The 17,929-nt window shown below is 59.3% G+C and carries 12 protein-coding genes and 1 tRNA gene; 7 read left to right on the plus strand and 6 right to left on the minus strand.

Translation table 11 applies throughout. The features are described from left to right. A partial coding sequence (locus tag VNM72_15190; GenBank protein HXF06740.1) for a carboxypeptidase-like regulatory domain-containing protein occupies nucleotides 1-2,013 on the minus strand: 2,013 nt, incomplete at its 3' end. Nucleotides 2,014-2,556: 543 nt separating this feature from the next. Then, nucleotides 2,557-4,104 carry a D-aminoacylase gene (locus VNM72_15195; protein HXF06741.1) on the minus strand — a complete coding sequence of 516 codons (1,548 nt, stop codon included), beginning with the start codon at nucleotides 4,102-4,104 and terminating at the stop codon, nucleotides 2,557-2,559. A gap of 351 nt (nucleotides 4,105-4,455) precedes the next feature. Between VNM72_15195 and VNM72_15200 the strand changes: the two genes are divergently transcribed. The 5 genes from VNM72_15200 (at nucleotide 4,456) to gltX (ending at nucleotide 9,889) form a co-directional block, all read left to right on the plus strand. Beyond that, nucleotides 4,456-5,232, plus strand: a complete 777-nt coding sequence (locus VNM72_15200; protein HXF06742.1) for a PspA/IM30 family protein — start codon at nucleotides 4,456-4,458, stop codon at nucleotides 5,230-5,232. A 77-nt stretch (nucleotides 5,233-5,309) separates the two neighbouring features. Next, the gene (locus VNM72_15205) at nucleotides 5,310-6,143 is read left to right on the plus strand and encodes a hypothetical protein (protein ID HXF06743.1); all 834 of its coding nucleotides are present in this window, start codon (nucleotides 5,310-5,312) and stop codon (nucleotides 6,141-6,143) included. A 4-nt stretch (nucleotides 6,144-6,147) separates the two neighbouring features. Continuing rightward, nucleotides 6,148-7,860, plus strand: a complete 1,713-nt coding sequence (locus VNM72_15210) for an ATP-binding protein (GenBank protein ID HXF06744.1) — start codon at nucleotides 6,148-6,150, stop codon at nucleotides 7,858-7,860. A gap of 236 nt (nucleotides 7,861-8,096) precedes the next feature. After that, nucleotides 8,097-8,193: transfer RNA gene (locus tag VNM72_15215), tRNA-Ser, on the plus strand. A gap of 250 nt (nucleotides 8,194-8,443) precedes the next feature. Then, nucleotides 8,444-9,889, plus strand: coding sequence for a glutamate--tRNA ligase (gltX, locus tag VNM72_15220; protein ID HXF06745.1), 1,446 nt, complete (start codon nucleotides 8,444-8,446; stop codon nucleotides 9,887-9,889). Between the two features lie 152 nt (nucleotides 9,890-10,041). On the opposite strand, the gene VNM72_15225 is transcribed toward gltX, so the two are convergent. The 3 genes from VNM72_15225 to VNM72_15235 all read right to left on the minus strand — a co-directional run bounded on the left by VNM72_15225 (nucleotide 10,042) and on the right by VNM72_15235 (nucleotide 12,563). Then, on the minus strand, nucleotides 10,042-10,776 hold the full coding sequence (locus tag VNM72_15225) for a zf-HC2 domain-containing protein (GenBank protein ID HXF06746.1): 735 nt from the start codon (nucleotides 10,774-10,776) through the stop codon (nucleotides 10,042-10,044). Between the two features lie 2 nt (nucleotides 10,777-10,778). After that, nucleotides 10,779-11,627, minus strand: coding sequence for a sigma-70 family RNA polymerase sigma factor (locus tag VNM72_15230; GenBank protein HXF06747.1), 849 nt, complete (start codon nucleotides 11,625-11,627; stop codon nucleotides 10,779-10,781). A gap of 114 nt (nucleotides 11,628-11,741) precedes the next feature. Further along, the gene (locus tag VNM72_15235) at nucleotides 11,742-12,563 is read right to left on the minus strand and encodes an energy transducer TonB (GenBank protein ID HXF06748.1); all 822 of its coding nucleotides are present in this window, start codon (nucleotides 12,561-12,563) and stop codon (nucleotides 11,742-11,744) included. A 182-nt stretch (nucleotides 12,564-12,745) separates the two neighbouring features. Between VNM72_15235 and VNM72_15240 the strand changes: the two genes are divergently transcribed. Both VNM72_15240 and VNM72_15245 read left to right on the plus strand, forming a co-directional pair. Beyond that, nucleotides 12,746-13,495 (plus strand): hypothetical protein, encoded by a 750-nt coding sequence (locus tag VNM72_15240; GenBank protein ID HXF06749.1) that lies wholly within the window; start codon nucleotides 12,746-12,748, stop codon nucleotides 13,493-13,495. Nucleotides 13,496-13,600: 105 nt separating this feature from the next. Continuing rightward, nucleotides 13,601-15,217 (plus strand): methylmalonyl-CoA mutase family protein, encoded by a 1,617-nt coding sequence (locus VNM72_15245; protein ID HXF06750.1) that lies wholly within the window; start codon nucleotides 13,601-13,603, stop codon nucleotides 15,215-15,217. A 963-nt stretch (nucleotides 15,218-16,180) separates the two neighbouring features. Here VNM72_15245 and VNM72_15250 read toward each other — a convergent pair. Next, entirely contained in the window at nucleotides 16,181-17,743 is a 1,563-nt protein-coding gene (locus tag VNM72_15250; protein ID HXF06751.1) for a M36 family metallopeptidase, read from the minus strand. Nucleotides 17,744-17,929 lie beyond the last annotated feature (186 nt).

Consider the following 17,929-nt stretch of genomic DNA (forward strand, 5'->3'; position numbering starts at 1 on the left):
AGACCACGACGTGGTATCGGCTGCCAGAAGTTCGCCAAACGGAAGCGGTTTGAAGTTCCCATCCCACACCGCCATGACGCTGACGTTGTCAATGAGCCCCAGGGCCGACGCGTAGAGCCGATTCCACTGACGCACATCGGCTGAAGAGAGGCAATTCCGAGTGATCGTTGCGCTGCAGGTCGGTGGTCGCACGGCACCCGGAATCGTCACCGCCCCCAGGTCCGAATCAATCTGCGCCACGAGGGCACCCAGCGCGCCCAACACCTTGTCATCGCGAAGATGGAGGAAGGGAAGGTAACGAACGTGTGTGCCAAACTGGAAGGTGTGCCGTCCTCTGAGCCAGTTCATATCGGCATTCCACTGGAAGTTCCGGGCATCGGTGATCTGCTTGCGCGCCACTTGCGTGCCCACGTCAATGGGCTCCGACAGCAGGCTTTGTGTTCCCCCGAGCGCTCCTAGGTCCAGCGCGATATGTCCGGCAGACGTGTTCGTTCCCGGAATGTTCAGCAGCGCGGCTGAAGCGTTCGGCCGGAGGCGATCGGTCGCCGTGCGATTCCGAACCCAGCCGAAGCGGAACTCACCGGTGAAGTTCGAGGTGATGCTTCCGGTCAACCCGATGTTGAGCATGTTCTGTCGCAAGGGAAATTGTTCCCGACTCTGAACGTCTCCCCCGATGATGGACAGGAGCGTCGAGCCACTCTGAATCTGACCAAGATACCGGAAGGCCACATCCAGTCGCCACCGGCTGCTCAGATTATAATCAAATCGGGCATTGTAGTAGTTGTTGTTCAGAGGGGTGCTGACATTGCCGCGAAAGCCAATGGTGTTCAGACCGTCTCCTTGACTGGGATCGTTGCCCGCGGGCAACTTCGACCACAGGGCCGAGATCGTCGGACTCAACCCGATTCCCCGAGGATCGCAGGGTTGATCCCCCGTTGGCCCGCAGAGAGTGGACCGGGCGAGATCGTAGGAGACGATGTTGCCGGACGCATCCCGGAACCGAAGGATCCCCCGGCGCAATGTATCAGTAGGAACGAAACGCAAAACCGACTCGCTCCGCGGGAAACGCCGGCCTTCGTAGTTGAGGAAGAAGAACAGCTTGTTCCGCCAGGGTAAAATGGGACCGCCCAGATTGAACCCGAAGCGGTGATCTTTTTCCTCAGCCTCTCGAATCCTGGTGCGGTTATTGGTCCAGCTATTGGCGTTGAGGTTATCGTTCTGGTGGTACCAGTAGGCGGCGCCGTGGAACTCGTTGCTGCCCCGACGGCTGATGATCGAAACCTGACCGCCTGCCCCTCGACCGAAAGTGGCATTGGGATTGGCGACAGCCACGCGAAATTCTTCGATGCCATCAACGGGAAGCTGCGCGTAGGTTCCAAGGCCTCCGATGGACTGATTGGTAACGTCAATGCCGTCCAGAGAGAACGTGCTCTGGTCAAGACGAGACCCGGCCACTTCGCCGGTTGGCGTTGCCATCGGTTGCAGCGTCAACAGCTCGTTTGCCTGACGGGTGACCGTGGGCAGGTAGGGAAGTTGCCGACCCGAGATCACGTTCCCCACAGTGGAGTCGGTCTTCTGCAACTCCGCTCCCACCGTAGCAGTCACTTCAACGGTTTCCACCATCTCGCCCACTTCCAGCGTCACATCCACCGTATAGGACTTGGCCACGTCCACCTTGAGCGACGGGACGATGCCCTGGCGAAAACCTTGCATGGTGACGGTGATCCTATAAACACCGGGCGAAACCGTCGGGAAAACATATTGCCCGGCTTCATTGGTCGTTCGCTTCATCCGTTCGTTGGTGGCGATATTGACCAGCTCAACTTCTGCTCCCGGAATGATCGCGCCTTGCGGGTCAGTCACCGTTCCCAGGACGGTAGCCGTCGTCGCTGTCTGTGACCACACGGCCACCGGCAAAAGCACAAGTGGAACCAAAATCACCAGAAGAGTCATCCGCCAGGCACCGCTAGGACGGGATGGCTCCTTGGAGAGAGGCGTTTTTCTGTTTCCCATACGATGTCCCTCCTTAAGGTTTGGGTGGTGTGGGCCAAACGAATTCTTCCGGGGCAAGGCTGCATAAGTCGCGGCTGCCGGACGCTCTCCTGTTTTCCCCTCGCTTCAAGCACGGCCCCCAAGACCTCGTTCGGCACACGTTTTTGTGAGACGATTCGAGCCAAGCAAATGCTATTCCATAGCTGGCCCATCGCCTCGACTCTTTGAAAGCGCAGGGATTATATACCGCATGGCATGTTCAAACAAGTGTCAATCCCAAAATCTAGAACTCATCCCCAAATTTCTGGAAGCGCTCCGTTGCGCACTGACGCACCGATACCCCGATCCTCACCGGTTGCCGATTGAGAGGATGAGGAAAATTGATCGGCTCAACTTGGCCTTTCGCCGGCTGCTCAAACGCCTCCTCATACCGGTCTGGCGCACCGGGCGCTGGCCATTTTCTAGGGCGATGGGAGCAGATCGCCCGCACGAACAGACGCGATGAGGCCCTCAACTAGCGCACCTAAAAAGATCGCGCCGGCCTCCGGGAAGACGAGTGAGACTTCACCTCGAGATGTTCTTTCGGATCACCGCGCCGGGAAGGTGGCCGGTTGCGCGGCCTCTCTCCCAGACGCGCACGCCGTTGACGAACACGTATTCGATTCCGACCGAGAGCAGATGTGGCTCGCGAAACGTCGAGCGATCGCTCACCCTCTGCGGATCGAAGATGACGAGATCCGCCTTCATCCCCTCGGCCAGCAGGCCGCGATCCTTCAGTCCCAGCCGGGCTGCCGGAGCCGACGTCATCTTGCGGATAGCTTCTTCGAGCCGGAGCCAGCCGCGCGTGCGCACATACTGGCCGAGCACGCGCGGGAACGCGCCCGCAGCCCGCGGATGGCGCATCCCGATCCCTCCGTCGCTGGCCACCATCACCCAGGGCTGGCGGTAGAAAATGCGGATGTCGGATTCTTTCATCGAGCGGCACACGACGCTCGCTCCGCCGTCCCGGACGATCTCCATGTAGATGTCAACCGGCGTCGTCTTGCGGTTGCGGGCGATTTCCAGGAGCGTTTTCCCCTCGTAATCGGGATGGGCGCGGCAATTGGTCACCAGCACGTTCATCGCCCCGCCGACATCGGCTATGCCCCTGGCGACGGCCGCGCGATCCGAATGGCGGCGGCTGGGGACGAGAACCGTGATGGTCGAAGCCCAGGCGTCATAAGGGTAGCAATCGGCGGTCACGTCTTGTCCCCGGCGGCGGGCGCGCGCGATGAGCGCGACGGCCCTTTGGGCTTTGCCCCAGACGCTCACCGTCGCCAGCTTGATGTGGGAGATGTGGACGGGAATACTCGCCTCGCGCCCGATGCGAAGGGCCTCGTCGAGCGCTTCAAACGCCTTATCGCCTTCATCGCGGATATGGCTCACGTAGATTCCGCCCTGGCGGGCGGCCCGGCGGGCGAGCGCGATCACCTCTTCGGTCGTGCTGGGGTGGCCGATGTCGTATTCCAATCCGGTGGAGAGGCCGAACGCCCCCTCGCGCATCGCCTGCTCGACGAGATCGGCCATGGCGGCGATCTCCGCTTCGCTGGCCGGGCGCCCCGTGTCTCGACCCATCACCTGCTGGCGCACCGTCGCATGGCCGACGAGCGTGATCAAATTGACGGCTGAGGGCTGCTTCTCACGCCTGGCGAGAAACTCGCCGACGGGCCACGCTGAGCTGCCGTCCTGTCCCACGACGATTGTGGTGATTCCCTGAGAGATCTGACTGATGGCCGTCGGGTCACCGTCGAGCCCTCGATCCGAGTGATTGTGCAGGTCAATGAATCCCGGCGCGACGATCAGGCCCCGGGCATCGAGGATCTCCTCGTCCGGTTCTGGATCAAACCGCCCGATGCGCGCGATGCGATCTCCTTCGATGCGCAGATTGGCGCGAAAGGCTGGGCGACCGTCCCCGGCGATTATCGTTCCGCCGATGATGACAAGAGAGGAAGAACGCTCCGGCGGTTGCGGGAAAACTCCCGGAGGAGCTGAATCGCCGGCCCGCGCCAGTGCGATAAGGAGGATCAGGGTTCTGCTCAACAGTGGGTGACGTATGAAGGATCGTGCTCTCATGGGTTTCCTCGCCCCGTCATCTGAAGAGCTGTTTGCCGGATCTCATCACGGAGATGCCAGTACCGCGACAGCATTTATCGTTTGTCACGCCGTCCGCGGGGGGATCGAGCCGCCGAAGTCCGTGCCTTTTCTCCACTTGCATTTTGCCCGTCATGCCCGGTTTCCAGGATTTAGGGAAGGCTCTTTTACCACACAGGGCCGGGGAAGACAATTGCTCGCCGCGATCCGTGGACGAGGGCGACTCCGAGGTGTCTCCTGCCCCCGGCTTGTGATAAACTTACCACCCGCACGGATCGTAATCGGACATGCACGGGATATGATGGCGAAAACCAGGGGAGGATAAAAACCATCATGTGGCAGCGATTGAAGCGGCTCCTTCGCTCCATCTTCGGTGGGATCATCGAGCGGGCCGAAGACCCGGAGTTGATCCTTCAGCAAGTCATCCGTGACATGCGCGACAAGGTGCCGCAGATGAACGAAAATGTCGCCCAGGTCATGGCGACGCAAAAATTGCTGGAAAAAGAGGTCGCCACGCTCGAACGGGAAATCACTGAATTTGATGCCAAGATTCGAGCATCCATCAAGCAGGGCCGTGATGATCTGGCAACGGCATTCATCAGTGCCATGCAGGAGAAGCAGACGGCTCTGGAGCGGTCGCGTCAGCAACTGGAGGCCGCTCGCCGGGCGTCCGAACAGGCCATTCGCTTCCGCGACAATTACATTCTCCAGCTCAAGAAGCGCCAGCAAGAAGCGATGCAGCTCATCTCCGAGCATCGGCGGGCTCGCATTCAGGAACAGTTGGCGCAAACGATGGCCAGTTTCCAGGTGGGAGATGAAGCTGGAACCTTCGAGGAGATGAGAGAGAAGGTCGCGCGTCGGGTCGCATCGGCCGAAGCGAAGATGGAGCTGGCGGCCACCGGCGTCGAGACTCAGATCGCGGAGATCGAAAAGGAGGCCCTCTCGATGCAAGTTCAGGACACGTTGCTGGCCTACAAACGGCAGATGGGATTGCTGCCGGAGGCACCGGCAGCCACGCCAGCGGGGGTCTCCCTGCCGCCGGAGAAGACACTCGGTCCTGCGGAGGAAGAACTCGCCTCCCGGTCTGAACCGACGAAAGTCGCCGAGTAGTTCATGGCACTGTGGTGAGCCCCTCATCGGGTCCTGTGCCGGAGATTGTGTGAAGGCGTCGCCGGGAAAGTACGACAATGGACGAAAAACCAAATTACTTTGTCGAAGCTCTCAAAGAGCCACTCAATCTGTGGAGTCTGGTCGCTGTTCTGGGGATCGCCGTTTACATGGGTGAGCCGATGAGTCTTTTCATCGCGCTTGGCGGGCTCGTCGCGGAGGGGATCTATCTGCTCACGGTCCCGTTTCTGCCGGCCTACAAACGCATTGTCGAGCGTCGTCAGATGAAACGCGCGGCCGCCGAGCGACGAAAAGCCCGCGAGGAGATGATCAAAACCTTCGATCCCCGGGAGCGCGAAGCCGTCGAGTACCTGCGCTGGCTGAAGAAACAGATCTATTCCAACTACATGCGCTTCACGCGCTCGCGGACGATCCCGCCGGAGATCCGCTCCCTCGATGCGATGTGGGACCGATTCGTTGACTTCCTGGACATCTATCGTCGGTGTAAGCACCATCTGCGTTCCTTCAACCGGCAGGCGATTCAGAACCAGATCGCCCTGGCCGAACGCCAGCTTCAGACCGCCGATGACAAAACCCGCCGGATTATTGAGGGAAATCTGCAAATTCTCCGCGAGCGACTGACCGAGTACGAGAGCGTCGAACGAGCCGTCAAGCTGCTCGAAGTTCAGCTTCAGTCCATCGAGAACTTCTTTGGACTCGTGAACGACAAGGTGATGACGATGTCCTCGGTTGACAGCATCAGCTCGCTCGATTTTGATTCGATCCTCTCCTCGATTGAGGTCACGCGCTCGGTCCTGGAAGAAACCGCACCAATCATGAGTGCGCTCGAAGCTCTGTCCAGCGCCGAGGAGGAACCGGTGCGACCTCGCAGCATGACGTCGGAACGCTCGTGATGCCATGACGCGCCCGAAACCCTTTCTCTCGCTCGAGGAGATCGGCCGGCTCCCGTCCTGGGCCGCCGAACTGGTGAGGAAGTACTACGCCGGAGAAGCCAGTCACTTTCTGTTGCACAACAACATTCATGATCTCGTCCCCTCCAACGGTCAGTTCACCGGATTGCTCACGTTTTTGCAACGGAAATTGCTGGGGAACAAAAACGTCGTCTTCTACAATCGGAGTGAGGGCATCACCTTCAGCTCGCCGGAGGTGGAACGACAGTTTCTCGCTCAGCTTCGCGTGGCCGATCCGCTCGTGACGCGGGAATCGCTGAGGAGCCTGCCGCGAGAGCCGGGCCGCGCACTGCCGCTCATCGAACGGTATCTGTTTTACGGTGATCAGGTCGCCGTCATTATCAATTTCCTGGAGACGATCGTCCCCTCGGGCGAGATCAGTTACATGAGTGGGGAGGATCGCAATAACCTGGTGACCCTGCAACGGTGGATCACCAGCTCGCGCCTGCTCAGTTCCGACAACATCGTCATCCTCATCACCGAGAACCTCGCCGATGTGAACACCCGGATTCGGGAGAACTCGCGGCTGGCGACGATTGCCATTCCCTATCCCGATGAGGCGGAACGGCTCGCCTTCATCCGCTACGTGCGGGCCGCCAATCCCGGATTGAAGATGGAGATGACCGATGAGCAACTGGCTCAGCTCACCTCGGGTCTCAATCGCGTTCATCTGAATGCCCTGCTGCGCAGCGCCCTGCTCGATCCTCAAGGGCTGACACTGGAGGCCGTCCGCCGGAAGAAGAAAGAATTGATCGAGAGCGAATGCTTCGGGCTCATCGAGTTCGTCACGCCCAAGCACGGGCTGGAGAGCGTGGGCGGATTGGCCAGCGCCAAGGAATTTCTCCGCACCATCGCCGAGACGATCCGTCAGGGTCGCACGGAAGAAGCGCCCATGGGCATTCTCATCGCCGGTCCGGTGGGCACCGGCAAGACGTTTCTGGCCGAGTGCTTCGCCAAAGATTGCGGATTGAATGTCGTCGAGTTCAAAAACTTCCGCGATAAGTGGGTGGGCTCGACCGAGGCCAATCTCGAGAAAATTCTCAACATGCTGCGAACGCTGGCTCCGATTGTCGTGCTCATTGATGAGGCTGATGCCGCTCTGGGCACGCGCCGAAGCGAGGGAGATAGCGGGGTGAATGCGCGGGTGTTCTCTCGCATCGCTTCGGCAATGGGGGACACCAGCAATCGCGGGCGCATCCTGTGGATTCTCATGACCTGCCGCCCGGACCTGCTGCCAATTGATCTCAAGCGTCAGGGCCGGTGCGAGGAACACATTGCGCTCTTTTATCCTCAGACGGAAGAGGAACGGCGGGAAATCGCCGAAGCCATGATCCGCAAGAATAAAATCGCTCATACGATCACCGATTGGTCGCCGCTCACCCGTCATCCGATGGAATTATCGGGAGCGGACATCGAATCCATGCTGATTCGAGCGCGCCGTCTGGCCCGACAAGCGGGCCGCTCTGTAGTGACCCAGGAGGACCTCGAGCGCGTCGCTCAGGAATTCATCCCGGCCCGCGATGAGCTGGAACTGGAATATCAAACGCTCGTCGCCATCCTCGAAGCCACCTCCCGCGAGATGATTCCCCCGAAGTATCGGCATCTCACACCGGCGGAGATCAGCCGTCGGGTCGAAGAGCTGAAGGTCCTCGTTGACTAGCGTCCCGGCGGGCTGTGCACCCGTTCCCGGGACGTCGTGGGTTTTTCCTTACCAGAGTCGCACTTCCGCGACAGCCTCTCCCTCGGTTCGCGTCGCGGCTTGACAGATACGGAGTGCTCAGAAATACTTTGGTTTTGCCAGCGATATGACGCCGGCGTCACAGGCGAGCATCGGCTTCCGGAGCGAAGCGTGCGAGCAAGCGCGTGACGGGACGGAGTGATGCGCGAGTGAGAGACGGTGAGGTGCGTGAGCCTGGCTGAAACGGACGGTTTGCTAAACCGTTGTAGGGCATTAAAAGCTCTACCGTGGGTTCGAATCCCACCCTCACCGCCACCTTTTCTCCTCTCGGCGTACCGTGAGTGCCGTCTGCAACGGATGCCGGGGCGTGGCGTGAAGTAAACAAGCCTTTTTCCTGCTCCTGGCGAGGGCAGGTGGAAGGCGGCGCCCATCGCCGAAAAAGTTTCTCGCCGATGGGAAGAAAAGCAGCGTCGCGGGAGTAGGAGCGGGTCTAAAAATGAGACCACGACTTGACAGGGACCACCGCGCTTCTCCTCAAACCCTCCGATCTTGATGCCGAAAGACTATGACGCAAATCCGTGTTCGATTCGCCCCTTCTCCGACAGGGTATCTCCATGTCGGAGGAGCCCGGACAGCCTTATTTAACTGGCTCTTCGCCCGCAAGCACGGGGGGACATTTATTCTGCGCATTGAAGACACCGATGTGCAACGCTCCTCGGCTGAAATGGTCGAGGGGATCATCGAGGGATTGCGGTGGCTGGGACTGGATTGGGATGAAGGACCCTATTTTCAGTCCGAGCGGATCGCTCTCTATCAGGAACGGGCCCGGGCGCTGGTGGCCTCCGGTCAGGCATATTACTGCTTTTGCTCCCCCGCTGAACTGGCGGCCAGGCGGGAGGAAGCCGCGCGTCAGAAACGAGCCTGGAAGTACGAGGGAACGTGTCGTCGGCTGATGCCGAAGCAGGTCGAAGAAAAACTGGCCCAGGGTCTCCCTCATGCGCTTCGCTTCAAGGTTCCGCCGGAAGGGGTCACCACCTTCACCGACGAGGTCTTCGGCGAAGTGACCGTCGAGAATGAGAGCCTCGAGGATTTCGTGTTATTGAAATCGGATGGATTCCCCACCTATCACTTGAGCGTCGTCGTAGATGATGCCGACATGCGGATCAGCCACGTCATTCGCGGGGCCGATCATCTATCGAACACACCCAAGCAGGTGCTCCTCTATCGCGCCTTTGGGTGGGAACTGCCGATCTTCGCTCATGTTCCACTCATTCTGGGACCGGACCGCACGCGATTGTCCAAGCGGCATGGCGCGACGAGCATCACGGCGTATCGAGACATGGGATTTGTTCCCGAAGCGATGCGTAATTTTCTCGCGCTACTGGGGTGGTCGCCGGGTCACCCGGATCGGGAAATCTTTCGCACCCCCGAACTGATCGAAGCCTTCTCGCTTGGTGGTATCAGTCGAACGAATGCCGTCTTTAATTTCGACAAGGCTCTGTGGATGAATGCCGAGTACATCCGCTCGATGAGCGCGGCGGAACTCTATCCCCTCGTGCGACCCGAATTGGAGAAAGCCGGGCTCTGGCGTGAGACGCTTGCCCGGGAGGAACACGAATGGTTTCTCGGTCTGATTGATTTGCTGAAAGTGCGTGCTCGCACGCTCAAAGACTTCGTCGCGGCGGGACGCCCCTATCTCGCCGAGGAATTCGAGTTCGATCCTCAGGCGGTGGATAAGAATCTCAGGAAGGAGCCGGGACTCAAGGGACTTCTCCTGGAGCTGGCCGACCGATTAGCCGAGGTGGATCCCTTCACCTTGCAGACAACGGAAAGGGCACTGCGCGAGCTGGCCGCAAACAGGGGGATCAAAGCCGGAGTGCTGATCAACGCAGCGCGGACGGCATTGACGGGCAGTGCGGTGACGCCGGGAATTTTCGATGTGATTGTCACGCTCGGCAAGGACCGCACCGTTGGTCGCTTGCGCCAGGCGGCGCTCAGATTCTGCGCTTGAGCCGCGAAGCGTGAATCGGTTTGCCACCGAGCCCGCCTCTCTTGTTTCACTGCGAACGAGAGACCCTCTGAGCAGGAACCGGGGCGCGAGGTTCTCGGGTGGTTAAACCGATCTCACGAGAAAGCAAAACGTTCGAGCAGGGACAGTGCGCCTCAGTACACCACGTCAAGGCGTTGAACCAGCATGACGAGCTGGGTGCTCACCGGACGACCGGAATTCATGGCCGGTTGGAACCGCAACCCTTGAAGCGATTCATTAGCCTGGGCGAGGAGACGGGAGCTGGCCGGAGGAGCGAGGACATCAACGACAGAGGCTCGACCATCGGGATGAACCACGGTGATGAGGGCAAATTCATCGCTTTGAGTGGCTGCAAAGAGAGCGTCCAAATTGCCGCTTTGTCGTAGCCGAGGGAGCGTGTAAACGCCGGTGGCCGAGGGAGGAACCATTCCCTGATTGAGCAACCGATATTCAACGGGCGTCAGCGTGATTTGTTGTTTGTGGGAGACAACCGGGATCACCGGCAGCGGCGTGAAGTTCGCCAGGATGGCCAGCATCAAAGAGGACGTGATCACGACGCTGGCCACCAGAGACACAACCTGCGGATGCGCGATAGCTAACCGGACGAGATGAGAGATCAAACGATCGCGCCGGTGTGATCGTCCTATCGGAAGTGCACCAACCGCCTCCAGGATGTCCTGAGTGAGTCGGGGAGGAACAGCCGGATGTGGAAGCTCTCTGAGAGTCGAGACGAGAGAACGCAGGTTCTCTACATAATGGGCGCACTCCGGGCATTCCCTCAGATGGGCCCTGAGGGTTTGCGCACGAGTCCCTTCCAGCATTCCGTCAATGTAGGCAGAGACGTCCCGTCGGATCGTTTGGCACTTCATGCTCAACTCCTGAACAGTTTCGGATGACTCACCAACTCCGGTTCGGTCTGCCCGAAGGCAGATTGAGCGTTGCTGACCTGGTTTTTTGTTCCATCGCCGTCAGACCCACCGGCGACAGGCGTTTTTCCGAACCGGAGTTGGTCATTCATCCGAGGTCCGCGGGCCGGGTCATGTCCACGGTCCCGTGGGGCTGGCGTGGAGTTGCTCGAATGACGTTGCATCTCCAAGACCTGCTGGCGGAGCATCTCGCGGCCTCGAGCAATTCTCGATTTGACCGTTCCCAGCGAGATGCCCAGCATCTCAGCGATCTCCTCGTAAGAACAACCTTCGATGTCCCGCAGGACGAGAGCGGTACGAAAGGCGGGCTTCAGCCGGTGCAACGCCTGCTGCACCCGGCGTCGTTGTTCTTGCTCGATCACCTGTTGCTCTGGTGTGGCGTGAGGATCAGCCAGGGACTCGCGCAAGGGACACCCGTTGCCGTCTTCTTCGCCCGCATCAAGGGAGATGGTGCGATCACGGCGGCGCCGCCGCCACCAGCGGAGGTAATTGACCGCTTGATTCACGGCGATTCGATAAATCCATGTCCTCAGTTCGCATTCGCCACGAAATCGCCCGATATGCCGGTAGACCTTGAGGAAGGTCTCCTGGGCAGCATCACGGGCATCTTCACCTTCTCCCAGAAGGTGATAGAGGAGCCCGTAGACGCCGGCCTGATACTCACGAACCAGCTCTTCAAACGCCTCGCGCTCACCGGCTTGCAGGCGCTCAACAAGATCCCCATCGGCGGTCCGAGCCTGCACCCGGTCAGACACACCGACAGTCAACGCCAGTTCTCCACCAGCACGAAGCATCGGTCGAGCACCCTCCGAATTAGACACCATCGGACGAGGAATGTTCCCGGCGAAAGAAAAAACCCTGAGTGTCGCGCAGGACGCCTCAGGGTTCAGATTGCACAACCCGAATAACTAAAGGAGATTGAACTCCACTTTGATCGTTGCCCGCACGCTGGCCGGTCGCCCATCCGGTCCACGAGCCGGGATGAACTTGATCATCTTGGCTGCTTCGATGGCCTTTTCGTCGAGGCCGTAGCCGAGTCCTTTCAGAACCCTGATATTTCTCACCACGCCGTCGGCGCCAAATGTCGCCGAGAGCTCAACAGTTCCTTGAATGCGATTACGGCGGGCTTCCTCGGTCCATTCCGGACGGGGCTTGAATGTAATGATCGGATGGCCAAATCCCCCGCGTCCTGCAATCCCTTCGCCCACGGAAGGGCCGGAGTAATCACCAATCCCACGACCTTCACCCGCTCCGTTACCGCCGCCGGTTCCACCGGTTCCCGGTGGGGCTTCCACCGGACCGTAGCTGAATGGAGCCGTGATCTGTGTCCGCGTGTCAAGCGAGGGGAGCTGAGTTTGCTGCGGTGGCGGAGGGGCTTTGAAGGGAACCGGAAGGGCCACCGGCACCGGCTCTGATTTCAGGGGTAACCGCTGCGGAGTCGGCTCGGGCGGTTTGCTCAGTTCACGATTCCCCCCGCCCCCGGCAATTTCCAGTTCGGGCAACTCCAGTTGAACCGCGATCAGTTGCTCCGGAGGCTCCGTCTCCGGCAGCGGGCGATCGGGAAAAAGGCCCTCAAGGTGAAGAACAAAAACCACCAGATGGAATAACAAGGCCAGGCCAAAGGCCCACAGGATCCGCCGCCGCTCGCGGCCCTCTTCTCTGATGAACTGTTCCAGCACGCCCAAAGCGCTGGGGGCGTGTTCAACGGCCTGACTTTGCACCTGAGACATCCATGCGTCCTCCTCGCAAAGTCTCACTACGGCCTGACGCCTTGACAACGTCCGGACATAGCTGGTATCCATTATAGCACTTCGCAGCCAAACCATGAAGACGATTCGAGCGCGGCACGAACAACCGCACAATTGGGCCGATAATCCCCTGCCGACGGGCTGAGACTCAAGGAGGATGAGGCGTGGCCAAAGCCAAAAAGGTCAAAGTCACAACCCGCGAACTGAAACACGACAAGCTCCGCGATGAGTACGAAAAGCTAGCCGAATGGGCGCTGCGTCATCGTCGGTCGCTGATTCGAATCAGTCTCCTCATCGGAACCGCGGTTGTGCTCGTCAGTGGAGTTCTTCTCTACCTGCGGTATCAGCAAGAGAGTGCTCAGCAAGCATTTGCCCAAGCGTATGAGATCTTCACGGCGGAAGTGACGCAAACGCCCAGTGGGGATCCAACCCGACGAACCTACGCGAGCGAAGAGCAGAAATACCGTGAGGCTCTGGAGGCCTTCACTCGCGTGGCCTCCCGCTACCGGAGTCATCGTGAGATAGCGACCTATTACGCCGCCGTGTGCAAGATGAAGCTGAATCAACCCGAAGGCAAAGCCGAACTCGAACGGCTGGCCAACGGACAAACGCGCTCGGGGCGACTGGCCCGGATGGCGCTGGCCGAACACCTCTTCGCCCGGGGCGACTACGCCGGAGCTGAACGACACTATCGCCACCTGCTGAGCGATCCCGGCGACATTCCTGAAGCCGACATCCGTCTGGCTCTCGCCCGTTGCCTCGAATATCAGGGAAAGCGACAGGAAGCCGTTGATCTCTACCTCAAGCTGGCTACCGATCACCGGGACGAAGATCAAGGACGAGAAGCCGTCGAGCGACTTGCGTGGCTGGATCCGACGGCGCTGGAAAAACTCCCATCGGAATCGAAGAAGTAGCTTCCCTTCTCACCCCGATCTGAGCGACAGGGGCTGAGCCCTGTGCTTGGGAATAGCACTGTGGCGCAGTACAATTCCTCATGATCCCACACGTGAGGAAAAACTATGGCGGAGAGCGAGAGAAAAACGCGATTTGAGACGCCATCGCATATCGAGCTAAAAACCGTCTATCGGCCCGAGGACATAGCTCATCTCGATCCCGAGCGCGATCTCGGCGATCCGGGCGCCTATCCCTTCACCCGGGGAATTTATCCGACAATGTATCGCGGGCGACTCTGGACGATGCGTCAATATGCCGGTTACGCCACGGCGCGGGAATCAAATCGCCGATACAAGTATCTCCTGGAGCAAGGACAGACCGGCCTGAGCGTCGCTTTCGATCTGCCGACGCAGATGGGTCTGGATTCGGATAACCCTCTGGCCGAAGGCGAGGTCGGGAAAGTGGGGGTTGCCATTGACACGCTCGCCGATATGGAGGTCCTGCTGGACGGAATTCCTCTGGAGAAGGTCTCGACCTCCATGACCATCAACGCGACGGCTGCGATTTTACTGGCGATGTATCTGGCCGTAGCCCGGAAGCAGGGCGTGTCCTGGGATCGGCTGAGCGGAACTGTTCAGAATGACATCCTCAAAGAATACATCGCTCGGGGAACGTATATTTATCCCCCAGAACCGAGCCTTCGGCTGGTGACCGATATCTTTGAGTTCTGCGCCCGAGAGGTGCCTCGATGGAACGTGATCTCGATCTCCGGCTATCACATCCGCGAAGCGGGCGCGACGGCCGTGCAGGAACTCGCCTTCACCTTCGGGAACGCTCTCACCTACGTCGAAGCGGCCTGCCGACGGGGACTGGCCGTTGACGAATTTGCTCCTCGCCTCAGTTTCTTCTTCAACGTCCACAACCACTTTCTCGAAGAAATTGCCAAATTCCGAGCGGCCCGCCGACTGTGGGCCCGGCTGATGAAAGAGCGGTTTGGAGCGCGCGATCCCCGCTCCCTGATGCTGCGCTTTCACGCCCAGACGGCGGGTTCAACTCTCACGGCCCGGCAGCCGGAAGTCAACGTCATCCGAGTGACCCTCCAGGCCCTCGCCGCCGTTCTCGGAGGAACACAATCTCTCCACTGCAACGCGCGCGATGAAGCTCTTGCTTTACCCACTGAAGATTCAGCTCTGCTGGCACTGCGCACCCAGCAGGTCATCGCTTACGAATCTGGCGTCGCTGACACCGTTGATCCTCTGGCCGGGTCATACGCGATCGAAAGCCTGACGACTGAGATCGAACAGCGCGTCCTCGATTACTTGAAGCGCATCGAGGCCCTCGGCGGAATGCTCCGCGCGATTGAACGAGGCTGGGTGCAAAAGGAAATTCAGGATGCAGCCTACGAATATCAACGTGCCATTGAATCAGGCGAGCAGGTCATCGTGGGCATCAATCGTTTCGTTTTGTCCGAGGAGCGGCCGATCCCCGTCTTTCGTATTGATCCTTCCATCGAGCAGGAGCAGCGACAATCACTGGCTCGTATCAAGGCAGCGCGCGATTCCGTTCGTGTGACACGCGCCCTCCGCGCTCTCGAAGACGTTGCTCGGAGTCAAGAGAACCTCATGCCTGCAATAATCAATGCCGTGGAAGCCTACGCCACCGTAGGCGAGATCAGCGATGCCTTGCGCCGCGTCTTTGGCGAATATCACGAGGCCGCCGCACGAACAGCTCCTCTCAGTTAATCCCGGCCGGGCCACCGAATACCTGGCCTGCAGGAAGACGTTAAAGCCGCTACTCCACGAAGTATCCAGCGGGCATAATTCCCGAACGAGGATGAGGCATGAGGCACGATGAATTCTGACACCTACTGCGAACAGATCACACCGTCCGTGATGAGGTACGGCGACTGCTCCTCACCGGCGAACTTTTAGAGCTGCCGGGTAAGCCTGACCGCTTGACTGGTGCGATCAACCGGAATGTGTCACCTCATCGAGGAAACTGCGGATGGCCATCTTTGACCCGAAGGCCAAGCCCGCACTGAGGGACGGATCGGAGAGCTGACGGAGGCTCAGACGCGCGCGTGGCGGAAACTCGCGGACGCCCAGACCCGCACGGACAAGCGCGTGGCCGAGCGAGCTGGAACACAAGCGTGAACCGAGCGGGAACTCCGTGCGCTTGCCCCACAGGTCGGATGACTCAGCGAAGTGATGGGAGGTCACGCTCGAAGATTCGGCGCGGGAGGCAACGCCCGCTCATCTCGCTCAGCACCGTGGAATTCAGATCGGCGAACTCGAACGGCACTACTTCACGATTGATGAGGTGGAGATCGGTTTCCACGGCAATGGATGGCGCGATCAAGAACGGGTTCCTATCATCGGCGAGGTTCGCAGTCGCATCTACAGTCGAGATGTGGAAGCCGCCCTCGCCCGAGTTGAGCGATTGGCCTCAGCCCTTCCAGGGACGCCCGTTACCGCGCGAGACGCAGCGCGCCAATCGGGGTCATTTTGATCACATCCTCGGGACGGTGAACAACACCCTTTGCACTCCTCAATCCTTCTCGCCTGAAAGGAGAGCGTCAGTGCATGTTCCCCATCGAACCACTCGTTCTTTACGTGCGACGAAGGTGTCGGGCGGGTGACATTTGTTTGAGCGCGCTAGCTGGTGTCTCTTGTTGTGCCCACCTGACGGGATTCAAAAGATGGAGGTTACAAAATACCGCGGCGACGAAAAACAGACCGAATCTGCTCTTTTTCGGCATCCGAATACTTTAAGAGTGCGGCCGCCGTGAGAAGGGCTTGAGCGCCGTCACGAAATGTCGCGCTGCGGGAAAGGAAGAAGTGAGATTGCAGGATAACGGTGTCGGCCTTCACACTGCCGAGAGCTGAACGAATTTCCCAGAGTGCGGCGGACCAAATCTCCCCATCAGCATGGACCTGCCCGATCAGGTCCTCAGGATAATGCTTCTTCCCATCCACGCGCCGGAGACAGGGGGGATCGGTGTCGCTGTAAGAGATGGCATCCCAGTCAGCGATGCATTCATCCTGGAATCCCAGACTCAATTGTGCACTGAGAGAAGCCGCCCAATAGTCGCCGAAGCCTTCGCCCATCGCACCGGCTTCGCGCGAGAGGCCAAAACCGGGAACCTGGTCATCCTGAATCGCATGACCGTATTCGTGCCAGATGACCTCGGCATCCTCGGCGTCATCTACGCCTCCACTGCCAAAGGTGATGCGCTTGGTGCGAGGATCGTAAAACGAATTATCCTCACCGATGGTGTTGACGCCGACGATCTGCCGACGATTGTTCACCGTTTTGAAACCCAGGCTTTGAATGTACCGCTGGCTGTAATCAATGTAGTAGTAGGCCATGACCTCTTCAAACCGACCGTCGGCTCGCCAGTAGAGGAACTGGGCCGTGCGGCTGAAAGCCCGTCGCACGCGCGGTGTCGCGCTGGTGGAAACATACAGTCCATCGAGATAACCGGTGTCATTCAAATCGAGGAGGGGAACGAGCCGATACGACGTGGACGGAACCGCCGTGTTGCTGTCACGGAGATCCGAGAGTTTATTATTTTGCGTTGCTATGACGGCATTGACGAAACCATAGACGCGCCCCTGGCCCTCACGGTAACGGTTCACATCCTGAGGACGATTGATCAGCTCCCCTGTCCGAGCATCAATGAAAACCTCCCAGGTTCCCAGAGGAACCAGCGCGGGGAGTACAACGTGCCAGGCCAGTCGCGGTGGTTTCACCAGAGGATAAACGACAAGATCAGCGGATTCCTCCTCTCCCTGACGGAGCGCCCGGAGACCCACGTGCTCGCGTGCTGCCTCAATGGCCGTTTCCGCCGTCACTGTGGGAGTGATTGTCTCCAGTGAGATCTCCTGGACGCCGTCATTGGTCACCACACGGATATATCCCTCGGAATCGAAGTGGACAGCGACGCTCGCTCCAAAAACAGGAATTCCCTGGTACTTCTGCTCGAAGACAAAATGTGTTGCCACCAAACTTTTTACCTGGCGGACGAGCAGGAGATTATCCGTTGACCCATCAACCCGGAAGAGATCGGCATAGTCAGCGAGGAACTGCCGTGCCGCTGTCTCCGATATATCACCGGTGGGCGACGGGATTTTCCCAACGAGAACGACAGGTTTCCGCTCGTTCAAATCCCATCGAACGTCAATGTTCCCTTCAGCCACCGCGTTGAGTCGTTGCCACTGCATGCGGCCGGCAGGGGGAAGCATGACGGGGATGTCTGGCGGCAGCATCCTCGCGCCCCCTGCTACACTGTCGAAGATGGGAGCGGACGATATGACGATCAAGATGATGGGAGTTATGGCTGGCTTTTTCACTCCGCGGCTCGCTCCTTAAAGTACGTCTCTTCCTACTCCACCTCACCGGTTGTAAAAACGGCGACAGTTAAGCAAAATTCCACTCACATTGCAAGGATGGCA

The sequence above is a fragment of the Blastocatellia bacterium genome, from assembly GCA_035573895.1.
Lineage (GTDB): Bacteria > Acidobacteriota > Blastocatellia > HR10 > HR10 > DATLZR01.